An 18083-nucleotide genomic window follows, 5' to 3' on the forward strand; every position below is an offset into this window, starting at 1 on the left:
GAGAGTGCTCTCTCCCCTTTTCTAGACAATGGAGCTAAGAAATATGAGAATATTATGATTTGAAATAGTTTTATTTTTCAATCCATTCATGGTAAAATTGCATAGTTATAGGAAATTTAACCAAATTGGAGGGGAAATTTATTATGTCTTGGTTAACAAAATGGGCCTTTAGTAACAAATCTGCTGTTACAATTATGGCATTACTGGTCCTAACAATGGGGATTATCAGTTATACAACCTTACCAATGGAATTCTTACCTGCAGCTGATAATCCTCAAGTATCCGTTATCGTCATGGGGCAAGGAACTGACTCTAAAACTATGGAAAGTCAAGTAACAGAACCAATTGAAAATGCTGTCGCTGGTACGAAGGGAAAAACGAATATATTTTCAACAACTGGTGATGGTTTTTCTAAAATAGACATCAATTTCGAATCAAAAACTGATATGAAAGTGGCAAAGCAGGAAGTCCAAGAATCACTCAGTAATGTTCAACTTCCGGCAAATGTCTCAAAGCCAACAGTCGTTCAACTAAACACCTCAATGATTCCTATTTCAGAGATTTCAGTTACCTTTAAAGATGGGCTTACCCCTGATAACTTAAAATTTGCCGAAAAGAAAATAGTCCCTTATATGAAAGATATTAAAGGTGTTTCTTCCATTCAAACCTATGGTATGTCGACCTCTTATGTTTCAATAAAGGTGAATAATGAATTATTGGCACAAAAACATGTATCCCTTCAATCTGTTTTAGAAGTTTTACAAGGACAGAATAGCGCTGTTTCAGTTGGTGAAAAAACGATCGACGGGAAAGCCAGCAATATTAAAGTGATTGGTAATATCGATTCCTTAACAAAAATTGAAAACCTATCAGTAGCAGAAAATATAAATTTAAAGGATATTGCCTCTGTCGAAGTACATAAACCTGAAGGAACTTTAACAAGAATCAATGGTGCAGATGGGTTGGTGTTAGTTGTTACAAAGGACAGTCAATCTAATGCAGTTACTATTAGTAAAAAGCTCAAAGAGGCTACAAAAGAAATAAATAAGAAATATGATCAAGTAGAAACTAAAGTGATTGTCGCGACCGCAGACATGGTCGAACAATCCGTCACTTCGATGATGAAGGAAGTGTTAGTTGGAGCTTTATTTGCAACGATTGTAATCATGCTCTTTTTACGAAATATACGCTCTACCTTCATTACTATTGTTTCCATACCATTATCATTAGCTTTCACTCTTTTCTTACTGTCGCGTTCCGGTGTTACCTTAAACATCTTGACGTTAGGCGGTGTTGCCGTTGCAGTAGGCCGATTAGTAGATGATAGTATTGTTGTCATTGAAAATATTTTCCGAAAAATGCAAAATGAAAAGTTTTCGATAAAATTAATTGTCGAAGCAGCAAAAGAGGTTTCTACTGCCATAACTGCTTCTACATTAACGACAGTAGCCGTCTTCTTACCAATTGGTCTTGTCAACGGCGGTTTACAGGACTTCTTAATGCCATTTGCCTTAACCATTACCTATTCCTTGCTTTCATCACTGATCGTTGCACTTACGGTTGTTCCATTAATGAGTGCAGGTCTACTAAAAAATGCAAAGCTGCATCAACATAAACCATCGGTTAAGTTTATGAGATTGGTAACATGGTCGCTTAATCATAAATGGGTCGTCCTAACATTATCCTTTGTACTATTTGTTGGCTCAATTAGCGCTTATGTTGTCATGCCAAAAGGGGCAGTCGATCGATCTTCAGCAGATTTTGTTCAGGTTGTATTAAATTATCCGAATGATACACCAATTGAAAAAGTAAAAGCAGGAACACTAGAGTTGGAAAAATATCTTTTGGATCTGAAGGAAGTCAAGGGTGAATTCACAACACTTGGAAACAATGCTGATGCGGCAAGATTTGGAGCTGTTGACTCCCCTACAAAAGCTTCCTATACTATTCTTCTTAAAGATAAAAAAGATACCGACAATGTCATAAAAAAAATCAACAATCAAAAGGAAAAATATCCTAACGCTACCTTAACAGCTGCTGCTTCTTCATTAATGGGTGGTGGAGCACCACAAATCACAATTGATGTAGTTGGGGACCAATTAAATAACTTAGAGCAGGCTTCCCAAAAAATAAAAGATAAAATTAAAAACATTAATGGAATTGAAAAAATCGAAACAAATGAGGATGATAAGAAGGCCGTTTATTCAATCGAAGTGGATCCTACAAAGGGGAATCCAGTTCAAGTTGCTCAGCAGCTTTCTGTTATGTTAAACAAAACTCCACTTGGTGCAGTTAATTTAAACGACCAGAAAACTGTTGTTTATCTTGAACCTGTACTAGATCCGAAATCAGCGGATGAGTTAAAAAATATTCCTGTCATGATGCCCACAGGAATGGTACCAGTTGCTTCAATTGCACACTTAAATAAAGAGGAAAAGCCGTCAAACCAATTCCATAAGGACGGAGACCCTTATCTTCGGATAACAGCAACAGTAGATGCGAAAAAACTCTCTGATATTTCAACTGAAATAAATAACATCATTTTTGGAGACAAAAAAAATCAAAAGGGTTTAAAATTTGCAGATGGTGTGAAAATATACGTTGGTGGTGCCAGTTCCCAGCAAGCGGATGATTTCACAGATTTATTTACCACGATGCTTGTTTCGATCGGAATCGTCTTTTTAATCATGGTCATTACCTTTAAATCCATCCGAACACCGATTGCCATTTTATGTTCATTACCCCTTGCGGCGGTTGGCGCTATTGTAGGCTTATTGGTTAGCAGAATTACCGTAGATATTACCGCCCTGCTAGGTGCCTTAATGCTGATAGGAATCGTCGTTACCAATGCGATTGTATTATTAGACAGGGTTAAGCAAAATGAGAAAAAAATGATAATCCGAGACGCGATTGTCGAAGCAACAGCGGTTCGAATGAGGCCGATTCTAATGACGGCTGTTGCGACAATTTCAGCGATGATCCCACTATTGCTAAAAAAGGCCGAAACAGGAAATCTCGTGTCCCAAAGCCTTGCAATTGTCGTCATCGGCGGACTAAGTATTGCAACATTATTAACACTAATCGTCATTCCTGTGGTCTACGAATTGTTCCATTTTAAAAAATCTAAGAAACAGAGAATACAAAAAACAAATTCTAATGAGTTGTCACTATAAATTAGAACGACTGGCAGCCTTTTCCGGTGTTTCCTTTCTAGTTATGAATCATTTACAAATGACACAAAAAAGAACCGACAGAGAATCTGTCGGTTCTTGCAATTTATATTTAAAATTATGAATGATGAATCAATTTCGTTATCCAATCAACAATAACGCCGCCAAAGTAAACGCCAAAAATACCAACAACTGCTGAAAATACTGGAGGTGCAGGTATTGGAAGCTTCAAAAATTTAAACACTATACCTACAAGTATTCCAGCGACCAATGACATAATTACTTCTTTCATCTAATTCACCCGCCACAAAATTAATAATTGCTGTGTGAAAGTTCACCCTTTGCAATCGAAACACCGGAACTTGCACCGATCCGAGTAGCTCCAGCCTCAACCATTGCTAGTGCATCTTCACGGCTCCGAACTCCACCTGATGCTTTCACACCAATTGTAGGACCTACCGTTTTTCTCATTAGACGAATATCTTCAACTGTTGCACCACCTGTTGAAAAACCGGTTGAAGTTTTAACAAAATCTGCGCCGGCCTTAACAGAAAGCTCACAAGCTGTTACTTTTTCTTCATTCGTTAAAAGACATGCTTCGATAATAACCTTTGTTAACGCTTTTCCTTTTGCAGCTTCAACAACAGCACGGATATCTCTTTCCACTAATTCATCCTGCCCATCTTTCAGTGCCGCAATGTTAATAACCATATCTACTTCTGTTGCCCCGTTTTCAATGGCATTTTTCGCTTCGAAAGCTTTTGTTTCAGTTGTAGATGCTCCAAGTGGGAAACCGATTACCGTACACACTTTTACCTCTGGAGTTTCAGCGAGCAGCTCTGCAGCCGTTTTTACCCATACAGGGTTGACACAAACAGATGCAAACTTATATTGTTTTGCCTCTTCCACTAATGTTAAGATTTGTTCCTTTGTTGCGTCAGCTTTCAATAAAGTATGATCAATCATATTAACAATATTTTGAGACATTTTAGATGCTCCTCCTATTTTTAAAAAAAAGATAGTTTATTATTCACTTTCAATTCCTAATGTTACTATATCAAACAATTGAACATTTGTAACTACTGTTTTGAACAAATGTAAAAAATTCTACATAATTGGCCTATAACAGCATATGTTTTTGTAATTTTAGGAAAATTAACAATAACCTTTTACATTTGTAAAATAAATAGTGAACAGATTTCATCCCAGTATCTTCCACCACTAAAAAGAAGAATTACAAAGGAAATCCTGTCAGGAAGAATATAAACTAACCAAAAATGGCTCAAAAAAAAGATGTACAAAAGCAAAGAGTCAGACCCCTCAACCTACAATATATAGCTGAATTTTGCATAATAAGCAGTTATATATTGAGTGTTAAGCGAGAGGTCAGACTCTTTTTGGGCACCCTCTACTATTTCATTTGAAATTGGACAAGTGAAGCGCCTTTTTCCAATGCCAGTTTGTTTATATCAATTAAATGATGTTTATCTGCACCTAGAACTTTTTTTAATGACTCTACAATTGAATCTATGGAAACAATTTTAGTATATTCCAGGAATGAGCCTAACAAAATTATATTGGCTACACGGGAGTTGCCAAGGTCATTTGCCAAATCGGTCGCATTTATTTCAATAATTTTAATATCGGTTCTCTCTGATAGCCTGACAACCATAGATGAATTAATTATTAACAGCCCCCCTGGCCGGATTCGTGGTTCAAATTTATCAAACGAAGGATTATTTAGAACAATGGCTGTTGTTGGAGATGTGACCAGCGGTGAGCCTACCGGTTCATCGCTGATGACAACAGCACAATTGGCCGTTCCGCCTCGCTGTTCCGGTCCATAAGAGGGAAGCCATGAGACACCTTTTCCTTCGATCATCCCAGCATAGGCGATTAATTGTCCCATCGACATAACGCCCTGCCCGCCAAAGCCTGCAATGATAATTTCTTCTAGCATAGTTCATTCCCCTCCCCTTTATTTTTATAAACACCAAGGGGATAAACAGGGACCATATTATTTTTGACCCAGTCAAGCGATTCATTCGGATCAAGCCCCCAGTTGGTCGGACACGTCGATAATACCTCCACCATTGAAAATCCTAATCCTTTTTTCTGTGCTTCGAATGCTTTTCGAATGGCTTTTTTAGCCTTTAAAATATGAGGAATATCATGGGTCGATACCCGTTCAATATAGGCTGTACAATCGAGAGTTGCAAGCATTTCACAAACCTTAATTGGTGAGCCTTGGATGCTTTCATTCCTGCCAAAAGGGGTTGTGGCTGTTTTTTGACCAATTAATGTTGTTGGTGCCATTTGGCCACCAGTCATCCCATAAATAGCGTTATTGACAAAAATAACCGTAATTTTTTCCCCTCGTGCTGCAGCATGAATGACTTCACTAATTCCAATCGAAGCAAGGTCACCATCCCCTTGGTAGGTAAACACAAAGCGGTCGGGAAGCACCCGCTTGATTCCCGTTGCGACTGCAGGGGCCCGGCCGTGGGCCGCCTGGGTCATATCACAATTAAAATACTCATAAGAGAGAACAGAACAACCAACCGAAGCTACACCAATGGTATCTTCTAAAATATCCATTTCTTCTAACACTTCCCCGACGATTCGATGAATAACGCCGTGTGTGCAGCCGGGACAGTAATGGGTTGGATGATCCGTTAACCCGTTTGTTTTCTTAAATACAGTCTTCAATGTCATACCAAAACACCCCCGGAAACTGCAATAAGTTTTTCGTAAATTTCCTCCTGTGTAGGAACAACACCGCCGGTTCGCCCAAAGAAATCGACCGGTGCATGACCATTTACAGCTAGTCTAACATCCTCAATCATTTGCCCGGCACTCATTTCTACTGAAATATAAGCCTTAACATTATCCCTAGTTTCGAGAAAAGGTTTTTCTGGGAATGGCCAAAGAGATATCGGCCGGATTAAGCCAACCTTGATACCTTCTCTTCTCGCTTGTTTAATCGCATTCATCGCAATCCGAGCTACCGTACCAAATGCGACAATTATAATATCAGCATCGTCAATTAGGTACGTTTCATAACGGACCTCATGCTCCTTAATATGGGAGAATTTCTCTTGTAAATTCCAGTTTCGCTTTTCCAAACTTTCGGCATCTAGCTCTAATGATGTGATAATCTTCGGCCCACCATCGCCACGGGTTCCTGTTGTTGCCCAGTCCTTCTTCGGTAATTCTGCGGCAGTGCGTTCATTGAATTCTACCGGCTCCATCATTTGTCCAAGCATGCCATCACCCATTAAAATCACGGGTGTTCGATACTTGTCGGCGATATCAAATGCATCTTGTGTTAATTCAACAATTTCCTGCAGACTTGCCGGTGCTAAAACAGGTAGATTGTAATCCCCATGTCCCCCGCCTTTAGTTACCTGAAAATAATCAGATTGAGCTGGTTGAATATTTCCTAATCCAGGACCGCCACGAACAATATTGCAAATAACAGCGGGGAGTTCTGCTCCCACTAAATAAGAAATTCCTTCTTGCTTTAAGCTAAATCCCGGACTTGAGGAGGAAGTCATGACCCTGACACCCGTTCCAGCAGCACCATACACCATATTAATGGCTGCAATTTCACTTTCCGCTTGAAGAAATAAGCCTCCTACTTCCGGAAGCCTTCTTGCCATATAAGCGACAAGCTCACTTTGCGGTGTTATTGGGTATCCGAAAAAGTATTTACAGCCTGCATGGACAGCTGCTTCTGCAATCACTTCATTCCCTTTCATTAACACTTTCCCCATAGGTAAGTCTCCCTTCATTACACAGTTTGCAATACCTTTACCGGTCTATAAACGGAAATAACAGCATCTGGACAAATCTGTGCACATTTTGCGCAGCTAATGCAATGCTCCTGATCAACCACTGCTGCTGGTCTATATCCTTTTCCATTTAAATAGTCTGCCAGAAAAATAATATTCTTTGGGCAGACTTGAACACAAAGGCTACAGGATTTACACATGTCCTCGTTAAAAATGACCCTCTTTTCCATTGCTACACCTCCCATGGAACTTTCATGTATCTTCGAATAAACATCACTTGTCGGTTTCTCGCAAACTCCGCTACCTCTTTTTCTAAATGATCTGAAATGGTTGTCATTAAGAGAGGTATTTCCAGTTTTTCAGACAGCTTAAAGCATTGCTCATAGCCTTCAGAAATATCCGTAAGAATGGTTTCTGAGCCGACATTGGAATTATTGATAATCCCTGTTACTTTTAAACGGGATGCCTTTTCAATCTGTTCTATCGTATATTGAGCTCCTTCTAACGTACTTATATATGGTCGGTTGCCATTGAAAACAAACAGCAATTCAGGGCTTAAGTCCTTCCATTCATGATAATATTGCCCTAAAACCGTTGCCCCATCTTTGTCTCCTCCTGCATCGATGATTAAACGATATCTATTGTCGTGCAATACACGGTAAATCTCACCAGACACAATGGGCAAATCTGCAGTAGCGAGGCGGTTCACTGGTGCAATCAATTCAATATCATTCTGTTGAAAAAGTCTTGCGACATCACGTGTACGAAAATAGGGATTTATGATATCTAAATCATTGATCGCTACTTTTTCATGGACCCTTCTCTCAGACAATGCAAGATTAATTGCAACTTCGGTTTTACCGCTTCCAAAATGGCCTGATAAAATAGTAATCTTTGTTTTCAGGATAGAATCCTCCTTCCTATATGTAAGCGTTTTCAAATATACCTATTTTTCAAAACTAACCAATTATATTTTAAAAAATGGAAAGGAAAACATCATTGACCAAAGTCACACTAGACAGGATAAATATAAAAAGAAAGAAGTTCCGAGGAACTTCTTTTATGCCATGAAAGAAAGAATGACTTTTTGCGGTAGGTCTTTTTCATCTGCTGCTTTTCTTTTTAGTCGTTCACATGACGGCATTTCATATGAAAAGTCCTCAACATGAGTTGGAATCATTCCTTCTTTCTGTAATTGTTCAAATACTCTTTGCATTGCATCTTCTGTTGTAATCTTTTCTCCTGATTCCTCAATTTGAAAACAATCGACACAGGTTTCAATAATGTTTTCTTCAATGTGCTCTTGGGCAAAAACTAACTTGGCACCAGCGATTGTTTCTACTTCTTGATTTTCCATTTCAATAATTGTCGTAATGTTCATATCGTTCACCCTCCAAATTATCTATGCCTTTATTATAAAAAAACACTATCAAAATGTTAGTTAATAAACGATTATGTCATTATTTATTCATAAGTTTTTGACAATTTTGAGTCTATTAAAATTTAATCACATTTTCTCTTTTATTCTAAAAACATTATTTTTATGCAAGAGAACGCAGGAATTATGTAGAATCTTGTCAAATTATATACAAATACTTTTTTAGGGGTGATTTAATGCAAGTAATGATCAAAGATTTACTTTTAAACCTCTTTTTAATCACCTATATGCCACTATTATTAGTAAGTATCTGGGGAGAAAAATTCGCCCTATTAAAGAACAGAATGCAAAAAATAGTGATTAACATAATTGGAAGCATTGCTGCAATTCTTTGCATGACATTTCCAGTACACCTCGCAAATGGATTTATTTTTGACCTTAGGAATATACCAATCATAATAATCTTACTCTTTTTAGGCTATAAGGATAGCATTCCATTAATAGTTACTACTCTTGTATATCGTTTCCTCATTGGAGGAGAAGGCTCTTATATTTATGCCATTGTCCATTTAACAACCTTTCTGATTGTTCCACAATTTCATACGGTTTATCGAACAATCAATTTACCAAAAAAAGTTCTATTAGCTGGATTAATTACTGGATTTTTTTCCATATTAGCACTATCAATCCCTCTGCTCTTTGCATCGTCTCCGCTTGAGTATGGGAATTTCGTTTATTATTTCTTTACCATTGAAGTCGTTGGAATCATGATTACTGCTATATTAATTGAGTATATACTTAAAAACATTAAACAAAAGGATCACTATGTGAAAACGGAAAAACTACGGGTTGTTGGTGAATTAGCAGCAGGAGTATCTCATGAAATTAATAATCCATTAACCGTTACGTACGGCTTTCTTCAGTTACTTGGGGAAGAATCACTTACACCTGCTGAAAGAAAAAAGTATATAACGCTTGCCTTGGAAGAACTCAATCGGACACATGAAATCATGGAAAACTATTTAATTTTAGCTAATCCGTATCAAGACCAAATTGAAAAAGTTAACCTAAAGGAAGAAATTCAACTGATTGGTGAAAAACTGCAAGGTTACGCAATCCTTCAAGGTGTTTCCATTACGATTAACTGCCCTCAAAATCTGTACTTGGAGTGCGAACGAAAAAAGTTACAGCAAGTAATCCTAAACATTGCAAAAAATGCCATTGAAGCAATGGATTCTGGTGGAATTCTTTTTATTGAATTCATTCAAAAAAAACATCACATCATCATGAATTTTCAGGATAATGGGATTGGAATGAGTCCAGAACAAATATCTAAGCTTGGAGAACCGTATTTTTCCTCAAACACTAAGGGAACTGGGATTGGATTAATGGTGGCCTATCGGATCATTCAATCATTGGGCGGTACCATTAGTTGCCAGCCAAATAAACGAAGGAACAGACATAAAAGTGATCTTACCAGTAAGCAGCAAATAGCTTTTTTATATGTTGCATTTTATTTATTTCGTCTCTTTTAAAGATGTATTAGCAATCCAATATGACAGATAATAACATTATTAAACAATATAATAGGTGGTCACCATGAATGAATAAGGTTCTTACCATTTACCGAGATGATTTAAAAAGCATTGTAACCAACTGGGCAACAGCAGCCATTATGATTGCTTTGATGGTCCTCCCGTCGCTATATGCTTGGTTTAATATTAAAGCTTCTTGGGACCCATACAGCAACACGAGAGGAATACCTATCGCTATTTCTAGTGATGATATTGGTACAGTTTTAAAAAATCAACATATCAATATCGGTAAGGAAATCATTCATTCATTGAAGCAAAACAAATCACTAGGATGGAAATTTGTCAATACACAAGAGGCGAATAATGGCGTTAAAGAAGGCAGGTATTTTGCTAGCGTAACGATTCCTAAAGACTTCTCAGCAAAAATAGCAACGGTTATTAGTGACAATCCTGAAAAGGCCACGCTAATTTATACGGTAAATGAAAAAATTAATGCGGTTGCTCCAAAGATAACAGCTAAAGGGGCGACGGCAATAAAAGATGAGATTAGCAAAAATTTTGTTAAAACTGCAAACGGAGTCATTTTTAGTATCTTTAATGAATTAGGGATTGATCTACAAAAAAATTTACCTGATATCGAAAAGCTAAAAACGATGATTTTCTGGCTAAATGACCATCTTTCCGAAGCAGAGAAAATAATTAATACTGCTTCCAATGATGCAGATAGTTCTGAGAGAATTGTTGCTGAACTGCAAACAAATGTAACTGCTGTTAAAGGAATCATTAACAGCAGCCGTGAGCTTTCAAACCAAATTAATTCTTATCTCGATAGTAATAAAGAATCATTTTCAAACCTAATACCTATCATTAAGCAAAATTTACTTTATTTGCAACAGACTGCTGCAGCCATTGAGCAAATTACCGGGGTCCTCAAATCTACAAATGCAAGTATAGAGGACAAAAAGAATGCGGTTGCAGATGGCATCAATCTTATTAGCTCATTTATGAAAATGAATTCACTATTGATCAACTTGTTTGAAAAATTAAATGCTCTTGGAAATAATAGTACCTTTAATCATGAAATAGCTCTGTTAAATCAATTGCAAAACATATTACAAGGAGAACTAACCAACTTAAAAGCCATTCAATCACAACTCGCACAAGGAATACAACCTGCACAGCAGCTAATTGACAATATGAATCAATTATCAAAAGAAACTTCCACCATCCTTGGGGACATTTTAAATTCATATGACTCACAAATTGCTCCTAAAATTGCGCAATTAAGCGATATAGCCAAAAATGTCCCAACTAAAGCAAATGAATTTTTTACAAAAGCAGATGGTACTCTATCCGAAATCAATAAAATCCTAAATGATGCATCCACAGGTATAGCAATAGGGAAAAGGGATATCACTTTAATTAAAGCAGCCTTCCCAGAAGTCAGTCGCAATATTACAAGCCTTGCTAATCAAATTCGTGAATTCGATCAAAACAATGATATCCGTTCCATCATTGCCTTATTAAAAAATGATGCGAAAAAAGAAAGTGATTTTTTTGCTGAACCGGTTTTGCTAAAAGAAAAGAGATTATTCCCTATTCCTAATTACGGATCTGCGATGTCACCATTTTTTACGACTTTAGCACTTTGGGTTGGAGCAACGCTTTTGATTTCACTCATTCCGGTAGAATTGCACAATCTGCCTGAAACGTATCATCCCAATCATGTCTATTTTGGCAGGTACTTAACCTTTTTAACGATTGCTCTATGTCAATCCATCATCGTCACAGCCGGAGATTTATTCCTTTTACACACTTTTGTGGCTGATAAACTATGGTTTGTCCTATTTGGATTGATCATTAGCGTTGTATTTATGTTAATTATTTACACTTTAGTTTCCATTTTTGGGAATGTCGGAAAAGGATTAGCGATTGTGTTGCTTGTACTGCAAATCTCCGGTTCTGGTGGAACGTTTCCAATTGAAGTCATGCCGACCTTTTTTCAACGGCTTCATCCATTTCTTCCGTTTTCGTATGCCATTAGCTTAATGCGGGAGGCGGTAGGTGGAATGCAATGGTCAGTCGCCAAAAATGACCTTTCCGTTCTCCTATTTATAACGATTATTACTCTATTGTTCGGGGCGGTTCTAAAAGAGCCAATTGGGAAATGGAGCAGCGGTTTTAGAAGAAAAGCAAAGGAAAGTAGACTCATTCACTAGTTGCAAAACATAATATGGAAGGTTTTAAAGGGCAGACCTATTTCAGATGAAATAGGAAATCCTCTTGTGGAAACAGATAAAGCATTATATAAAATCATTAAGCGAGATCATCAAGAAACTGTTGAACTTATTAATAAATTAGGCTAATAACTGCTTGTTTAGACATGAATTCCTTTACAACAGTAGTATTGTTTTATAAAATAAAAAGGAATATAATTTTATATTTTTTTGCTAATTGGAGGAGTCTGTCACAGCAGACTCCTTTTTACGTTTTTCTATTGTAAAATAATGGGAGGATTATAATTTATGTCAACGCAAGCATTCATCGCACTTGGTGTTTTCCTTGTCAGCTATGCATTTATTGTTACTGAAAAGGTGCATCGAACTATCATTGCAATGTCTGGTGGAATACTAATGGTTCTTTTAGGAATCGTTAGTCAAGAAAAGGCATTACATTATATCGATTTCAATACAATTGGATTGTTAACTGGAATGATGATGATCGTGGGGATTACCTCCGAAACAGGCCTTTTCAACTACATTGCTGTATGGTCAGCGAAGAAGGTGAAAGGTGATCCCATTAAAATTTTGGTTGTTCTCGGAATCATTACCGCCCTAGGTTCAGCCTTTTTGGACAATGTAACGACGGTTTTACTAATGGTCCCTGTAACCTTTAGCATTACAAAACAATTACAGGTAAACCCCATTCCCTATTTACTAATAGAAGTAATTGCCTCAAATATTGGCGGTACATCTACACTTATAGGTGACCCACCGAATATTATGATTGGCAGTGCAGTAAAAGAACTAACCTTTATGTCATTTATTGATAATCTGACAGCCATCTCCTTTTTTATTTTAATTGTGAACATCGCAATTCTTGCTTTTATCTATCGAAAGCAGCTTAAAACCACTGAAGAATTAAAAGCAAAATTAATAGATTTGGATGAAAAGAAAGAAATAACCGATAAAAAATTATTAATAAAATCGTTAGTTGCCATCATTTTTACTGTAATTGGTTTCTTCTTCCATCAATTGTTGCATTTAGAATCTGCTTCTGTGGCATTAGCTGGGGCATTCCTTTTACTATTATTAACAGGTGAAAAATACTTAGATAAGGCTTTTTCAAAGGTAGAATGGACCACCATTTTCTTCTTTATTGGCTTGTTTGTTCTCGTTTCCGGATTAATAGAAACAGGTGTCATCTCACTTCTAGCAAACTATTCAATTCATCTAACAGGGGGAAATGTCAAATCTACATCGATTTTCATTTTATGGATAAGTGCGCTCGCTTCAGCATTTATTGACAATATTCCATTTGTCGCAACCATGATTCCAATGATCAAGGATATGGGCGACCTTGGCATTACAAATTTAGAACCGCTATGGTGGAGCCTTTCACTTGGAGCATGCTTGGGGGGAAACGGCACATTAATCGGTGCAAGTGCAAATGTCATCGTAGCAGGGCTTGCTGCCAAAGAAGGTTACAAGATTTCATTTGTTAAATTCTTTGCCATCGCTTTTCCATTAATGATTCTCTCCATTATCATTTGTACCATTTACATCTATTTGCGCTATTTTATTTGAGATGACTTCTGGAATTATCAGTATGGAAGTTCATCTTAGGGAATCCTATAGATGAAAGGGGCAATGGATTTGAAAAAAGAGAAAGAATCACAACAATTTAGTTATGAATCAGATGGAAAAATGGGAAATCGTTCAAAAGATAATAAGCATAAAAAGGAACAAAGAGATTTTTTTAATACAACTCAAGATTCGGAATAAGAAAAAGGGATAAAATCGTCAATCTTGCTCACGATTTTATCCCTTTTTTAGGGTTTAGTTATTTATCAATAAAATGTTTATCATTTATTTTTGATACCCATTTGGATGATGTTTGTGCCAATTCCATGCATGGGATACGATTTCTTCTAATGTAGGGTACTTTGGAATCCAGCCTAACTCTGTTTGAGCTTTTTCAGATGAAGCAATGAGGACTGCAGGATCACCAGCTCGTCTTGTAGCCATAATGGCCGCAATGTCTTTTCCGGTCACTTTACGACAAGTGTCGATTACTTGTTTGACAGAGAACCCTGTTCCATTTCCAAGATTATAGACTCCGCTTTCCTCTGTTTCATGGAGCTTCTTTAAAGCAAGATAATGGGCTGCTGCTAAATCAAGGACATGGATATAATCACGGATGCATGTTCCATCCTCGGTTGGATAGTCATCTCCAAAAATTGCAACATTCTCACGTTGGCCAAGTGCAGCCTGCAAAACGATTGGAATTAAGTGTGATTCAGGTGTATGGTCTTCACCTATTTTCCCTTCAGGGTCGGCACCAGCCGCATTAAAATACCGTAAACAAACTGATTTTAAACCATAAGCCCCATCAGCCCACTTTAGCATTTTTTCAATAGCTAACTTCGTATCACCATAAGGGTTAGTTGGAACTGTCGGATCATTCTCCTGGATTGGAACCTTCACAGGGTTACCATAAGTGGCTGCCGTTGAGGAAAACACGATGTTCTTCACATTGTGCTCGACCATTTTTTTGATAAGATGATAGGATCCAATGACATTATTTTCGTAGTATTCAAGTGGTTTTTCCACGCTTTCACCAACGAGTGAGTTTGCAGCAAAATGAATAACGGAATTAATTTGATTGGAAGTGAAAATTTCATCAAGTAATGATTCATTCTTTAATTCCCCTTGATAAAATTTTGCATTTTGAACTGCATCAATATGCCCCTTCTGAAGATTATCAAGGACAATCACTTCTTCTCCCTGCTGGTTTAAATACAAGACCGTATGGCTGCCAATATATCCGGCGCCTCCAGTTACTAAAATTGCCAATAGAAACACTCCTTAACTTTTTTTAGTATTCACACTTTATGTTCGTCAGAAAATGTCGAAAAGACGCTTTATTTCCCGGAAAATGTTGAATAAGGCTTTCTATCGATGTTCCTTCACTTATTCTAGACGAGTTTTCAAAAAAAAGAAACATATAGTATCTTAAAGGATACTTTCATGATTATTTTTCGACAATATATCAGATTAATCTACAAAACTCCTTTTTGTCACACTCCATTCATAGTATACTTGAGAAAGATATAAGCATCCAGAAAATACAAAAAAGAAAGGACTATATTCTTACTTGGAGTACACAATTTATGCTTAAAGATTTTGTATTAAATGCAACACTATTATTTTCCTCATTTACGATCATGGGGCAATTATTTAAAAATAGACCATTAAAAATTTCTTCCCCTTTATCAACAAAACTATACTGGAGTATTGGATATGGGATACTCGGGAATATTTTAAAGTTATTTAGTATTAAAATTAATGCAACAATCATTGCGGATTTACGACATTTGGTCATTGTCATTGTTGCTGTCTTTGGTGGTATGATTCCCGCTTTATTTTCCGCTGTTATTATTGCCCTCGGAAGGATCCTGCTTTTTGGATTTAGCGAAAATTCGATAATTGCAGCCTTTGGAGTTCTCTTAACTGGTATAATATGCGGTTGTATTTCAAAATTAACCTTTCGCCCTGCCCTAAAAGCTTTCGTGATGAATCTTTGTGGATTAATGATTATATCTATCATAATTGCAACTAAAATAGATGATTTGGCTATTCTAAAAAAAGTATTGATTATACATTATCTTATCTCTTTGATTGGAGGTTTTGTTGCATACCTTCTTGCTTTGTACGTTGCAAATTTAAACGAGGCTCAGAGAAAATTAAAGCACAGTGTAATTAAATTGGAAGAAAGTGAGCAAAAATTACAGGCTGCTAATGATCTTCTGAATCGACTCTCTTACATGGATGGCCTAACTGGGATATCAAATAGAAGGTATTTTGACGAGTTACTTCAAAAAGAGTGGTCATCAGCTAAGAATGTTCCTCTTACGCTGCTCATGTTTGATATAGATTTTTTTAAAAAATACAATGATACATATGGTCACCTCGCAGGTGATCAATGTTTAAAAATCATTTCCCAAGAGGTATTAAACAAACTGACCACCAACCTTACTTTATGTCGTTATGGTGGAGAGGAATTTGTTCTTATTTTACCAGCTACTGATTTGAGCGAAGCTATGAAAGTAGCCCGGTCCATCCAGGAGACAATCCAGTCGCTGAAGATTCCGCATGAAAGTTCCGAAGTTTCCAATATCGTTACCCTCAGTATTGGCATAGCGACTTGCTTACCGGATTCATCTTCAAAACCGGACGAATTAATTCAGTCCGCCGACTCTGCACTTTATTTTTCAAAAACAAGTGGAAGAAATACTATCTCTATTGAGCAAATGAATGGATGTCTTAAAAGTATTTAAGTCTTCCTTTTTTAATACTATATCCAATTAATATATATAATTATTCGAATTTTGTTGTAACTTGTTGAAAATACATGTAAAATTTTTCTTATTAGCCCATTAAAGTTGGATGGTGATGTGATTGGAAATTACTAAACACCTATTCTTAAACCTAGCAATTTTAATCATATTACTTTTTTTTTGCTGGGTATTTTTTGATAAATGTAAAAAATTTTCATTTTCTAATTTTTCTAAAATTATTATTTTTTTCATCCTGATATGGATCTGCATTCAATTCTCATACAGCCCAGATTCCTATGAACGTCATGATTTAAGAATTATTCCACTCGTAATTGGTAGTTTATACGTTGGAATTGGTTCTATTCTTGTGGGGTCAATTATTATCTTACGGGGCTTTTTTGGCTTAGATTCAGGATTTTATTTAACTATATTACTTTATGCTCCCCTTTCTATTATACTTAAGCGGTTACACCTATTTTTTTGGAAGCAAAATTCTCTTCAGCGTATTCTAATTTCCGTTTTATTGGGTATGATTCTAGGAATCCTTACTGTTTGTGGAAGGGTGTTTATCACTCCCCATACTAATTTGCTTGATGAATGGTTTGCCTACTTAGTTATACCCCCGCTCGGTATTGGAATTATTTCCTATACGATTGAATTTATTAATAGAAGCATGGAAATGAGACTTCAGTTGATTAAAGCAGAAAAATTAAAGGCAGTTGAACAATTGGGAGCTGCTATTTCTCACGAGATTCGAAATCCGCTTACTGCAGCCAGTGGATTTGTTCAATTGCTTCAAGATGATTATTTGCCACGACACAAAAGAAAGGAATACCTTTCATTAGTTAAGGATGAATTAAATTCTGCGGAGAAAGTAATTCAAGATTATTTAACCTTTGCAAAGCCATCATTAGAAACGTTAGAAGAACTCCAAGTAAAAAATGAGCTAAAGCAAATTATAAATATTCTTCTCCCGCTAGCCAATCAAAATTCAGTCCAAATATTAACCGACTATTCCGCGATAGGATTTATTAAAGGGGACCGGCAGAAATTTCGTCAATGTTTTGTCAATGTCCTAAAAAATGCAATTGAATCGATGCCAAATGGCGGAACCCTTTCTATAAGTACTGAATTAAACTACAATAAAGTGACCGTTATTGTACAGGATACTGGGATCGGGATGACAAATGAACAAATTGAACGCTTAGGAGAACCATTTTATTCAACTAAAGGCAAAAATGGAACAGGACTTGGAATGATGGTCGTATATAGCATTGCTCGTGCTATGGATGGAAAAATTCGTGTTGAAAGTGAGGTTGGGGTTGGGACAACCTTCCATTTTGAATTCCCTGCCAGTTTGACATTTATGAAAACCAGCGAACCCATGAATTACCACTTGTGAGTAAAAGATTAAAGCCGACAGAGCATAGTTCTGTCGGCTTTTACTGTAATACAACTAGGTCTTATTCTATTTTTTGTTCTTGGCGCTGTCCCTTTAATTACTGGAATCAAAACAGTTTTTGCCAAAGTAGAATAATCACAGATGATTAAGTTTCTTTAATTCCTATTATGTTTATCTATTATACTTTTGAGTTTTTCAAATCTTCTTAAAATATGACCCTCTTAATAAAAGATTTTTGTGATCTA

General features: G+C 36.6%; 17 protein-coding genes. 8 read left to right on the forward strand and 9 right to left on the reverse strand.

Going from position 1 to position 18083, the window contains the following annotated elements; genetic code table 11:
* Positions 1-143 precede the first annotated feature (143 nt).
* Positions 144-3173 (forward strand): efflux RND transporter permease subunit, encoded by a 3030-nt coding sequence (locus BN1082_RS17565; RefSeq protein ID WP_090636372.1) that lies wholly within the window; start codon positions 144-146, stop codon positions 3171-3173.
* Between the two features lie 115 nt (positions 3174-3288).
* Here the strand turns inward: BN1082_RS17565 and BN1082_RS17570 are convergent, their stop codons facing one another.
* The 8 genes from BN1082_RS17570 to BN1082_RS17605 form a co-directional block, all read right to left on the reverse strand.
* Positions 3289-3462, reverse strand: a complete 174-nt coding sequence (locus BN1082_RS17570; RefSeq protein ID WP_090636374.1) for a XapX domain-containing protein — start codon at positions 3460-3462, stop codon at positions 3289-3291.
* Between the two features lie 20 nt (positions 3463-3482).
* Complete coding sequence (gene deoC / locus BN1082_RS17575) at positions 3483-4157, reverse strand: deoxyribose-phosphate aldolase (RefSeq protein WP_090636376.1); 675 nt, start codon at positions 4155-4157, stop codon at positions 3483-3485.
* A gap of 424 nt (positions 4158-4581) precedes the next feature.
* The gene (locus BN1082_RS17580; protein ID WP_090636378.1) at positions 4582-5130 is read right to left on the reverse strand and encodes a 2-oxoacid:ferredoxin oxidoreductase subunit gamma family protein; all 549 of its coding nucleotides are present in this window, start codon (positions 5128-5130) and stop codon (positions 4582-4584) included.
* On the reverse strand, positions 5124-5885 hold the full coding sequence (locus BN1082_RS17585; RefSeq protein ID WP_090636381.1) for a thiamine pyrophosphate-dependent enzyme: 762 nt from the start codon (positions 5883-5885) through the stop codon (positions 5124-5126). The genes BN1082_RS17580 and BN1082_RS17585 overlap by 7 nt, the downstream gene beginning before the upstream one ends.
* Positions 5882-6946, reverse strand: coding sequence for a 3-methyl-2-oxobutanoate dehydrogenase subunit VorB (locus BN1082_RS17590; protein ID WP_090636383.1), 1065 nt, complete (start codon positions 6944-6946; stop codon positions 5882-5884). Before BN1082_RS17590 ends, BN1082_RS17585 begins: the two co-directional genes overlap by 4 nt.
* Positions 6947-6963: 17 nt before the next feature.
* Positions 6964-7194, reverse strand: coding sequence for a 4Fe-4S dicluster domain-containing protein (locus tag BN1082_RS17595; protein WP_090636385.1), 231 nt, complete (start codon positions 7192-7194; stop codon positions 6964-6966).
* A gap of 2 nt (positions 7195-7196) precedes the next feature.
* Positions 7197-7796, reverse strand: coding sequence for an ATP-binding protein (locus BN1082_RS17600; RefSeq protein ID WP_176699849.1), 600 nt, complete (start codon positions 7794-7796; stop codon positions 7197-7199).
* 228 nt (positions 7797-8024) lie between these two features.
* A complete protein-coding gene (locus BN1082_RS17605) occupies positions 8025-8345 on the reverse strand; it encodes a hypothetical protein (RefSeq protein ID WP_090636389.1) in 321 nt (106 codons plus the stop codon).
* A 233-nt stretch (positions 8346-8578) separates the two neighbouring features.
* Here BN1082_RS17605 and BN1082_RS17610 point away from each other — a divergent pair, with 233 nt between their 5' ends.
* The 5 genes from BN1082_RS17610 (at position 8579) to BN1082_RS27715 (ending at position 13881) form a co-directional block, all read left to right on the forward strand.
* Positions 8579-9877, forward strand: a complete 1299-nt coding sequence (locus tag BN1082_RS17610; RefSeq protein ID WP_090636391.1) for a sensor histidine kinase — start codon at positions 8579-8581, stop codon at positions 9875-9877.
* A gap of 68 nt (positions 9878-9945) precedes the next feature.
* Complete coding sequence (locus BN1082_RS17615; RefSeq protein ID WP_090636393.1) at positions 9946-12096, forward strand: YhgE/Pip domain-containing protein; 2151 nt, start codon at positions 9946-9948, stop codon at positions 12094-12096.
* Entirely contained in the window at positions 12097-12243 is a 147-nt protein-coding gene (locus BN1082_RS27710; RefSeq protein ID WP_176699850.1) for a hypothetical protein, read from the forward strand.
* A 159-nt stretch (positions 12244-12402) separates the two neighbouring features.
* Positions 12403-13683: an ArsB/NhaD family transporter gene (locus tag BN1082_RS17620; RefSeq protein ID WP_090636396.1), complete on the forward strand. Its 1281-nt coding sequence runs from the start codon at positions 12403-12405 to the stop codon at positions 13681-13683.
* A 51-nt stretch (positions 13684-13734) separates the two neighbouring features.
* Positions 13735-13881 carry a hypothetical protein gene (locus BN1082_RS27715; RefSeq protein ID WP_176699851.1) on the forward strand — a complete coding sequence of 49 codons (147 nt, stop codon included), beginning with the start codon at positions 13735-13737 and terminating at the stop codon, positions 13879-13881.
* An 84-nt stretch (positions 13882-13965) separates the two neighbouring features.
* On the opposite strand, the gene galE is transcribed toward BN1082_RS27715, so the two are convergent.
* A complete protein-coding gene (galE, locus tag BN1082_RS17625; protein WP_090636398.1) occupies positions 13966-14952 on the reverse strand; it encodes a UDP-glucose 4-epimerase GalE in 987 nt (328 codons plus the stop codon).
* Positions 14953-15269: 317 nt separating this feature from the next.
* On the opposite strand from galE, the gene BN1082_RS17630 reads away from it, so the two are divergent.
* Positions 15270-16436 carry a diguanylate cyclase domain-containing protein gene (locus BN1082_RS17630; protein WP_090636401.1) on the forward strand — a complete coding sequence of 389 codons (1167 nt, stop codon included), beginning with the start codon at positions 15270-15272 and terminating at the stop codon, positions 16434-16436.
* Between the two features lie 529 nt (positions 16437-16965).
* A complete protein-coding gene (locus BN1082_RS17635; RefSeq protein WP_245640481.1) occupies positions 16966-17838 on the forward strand; it encodes a sensor histidine kinase in 873 nt (290 codons plus the stop codon).
* Positions 17839-18083 lie beyond the last annotated feature (245 nt).

The sequence above is a fragment of the Neobacillus massiliamazoniensis genome, from assembly GCF_001048695.1.
Classification (GTDB): domain Bacteria; phylum Bacillota; class Bacilli; order Bacillales; family Cytobacillaceae; genus Neobacillus; species Neobacillus massiliamazoniensis.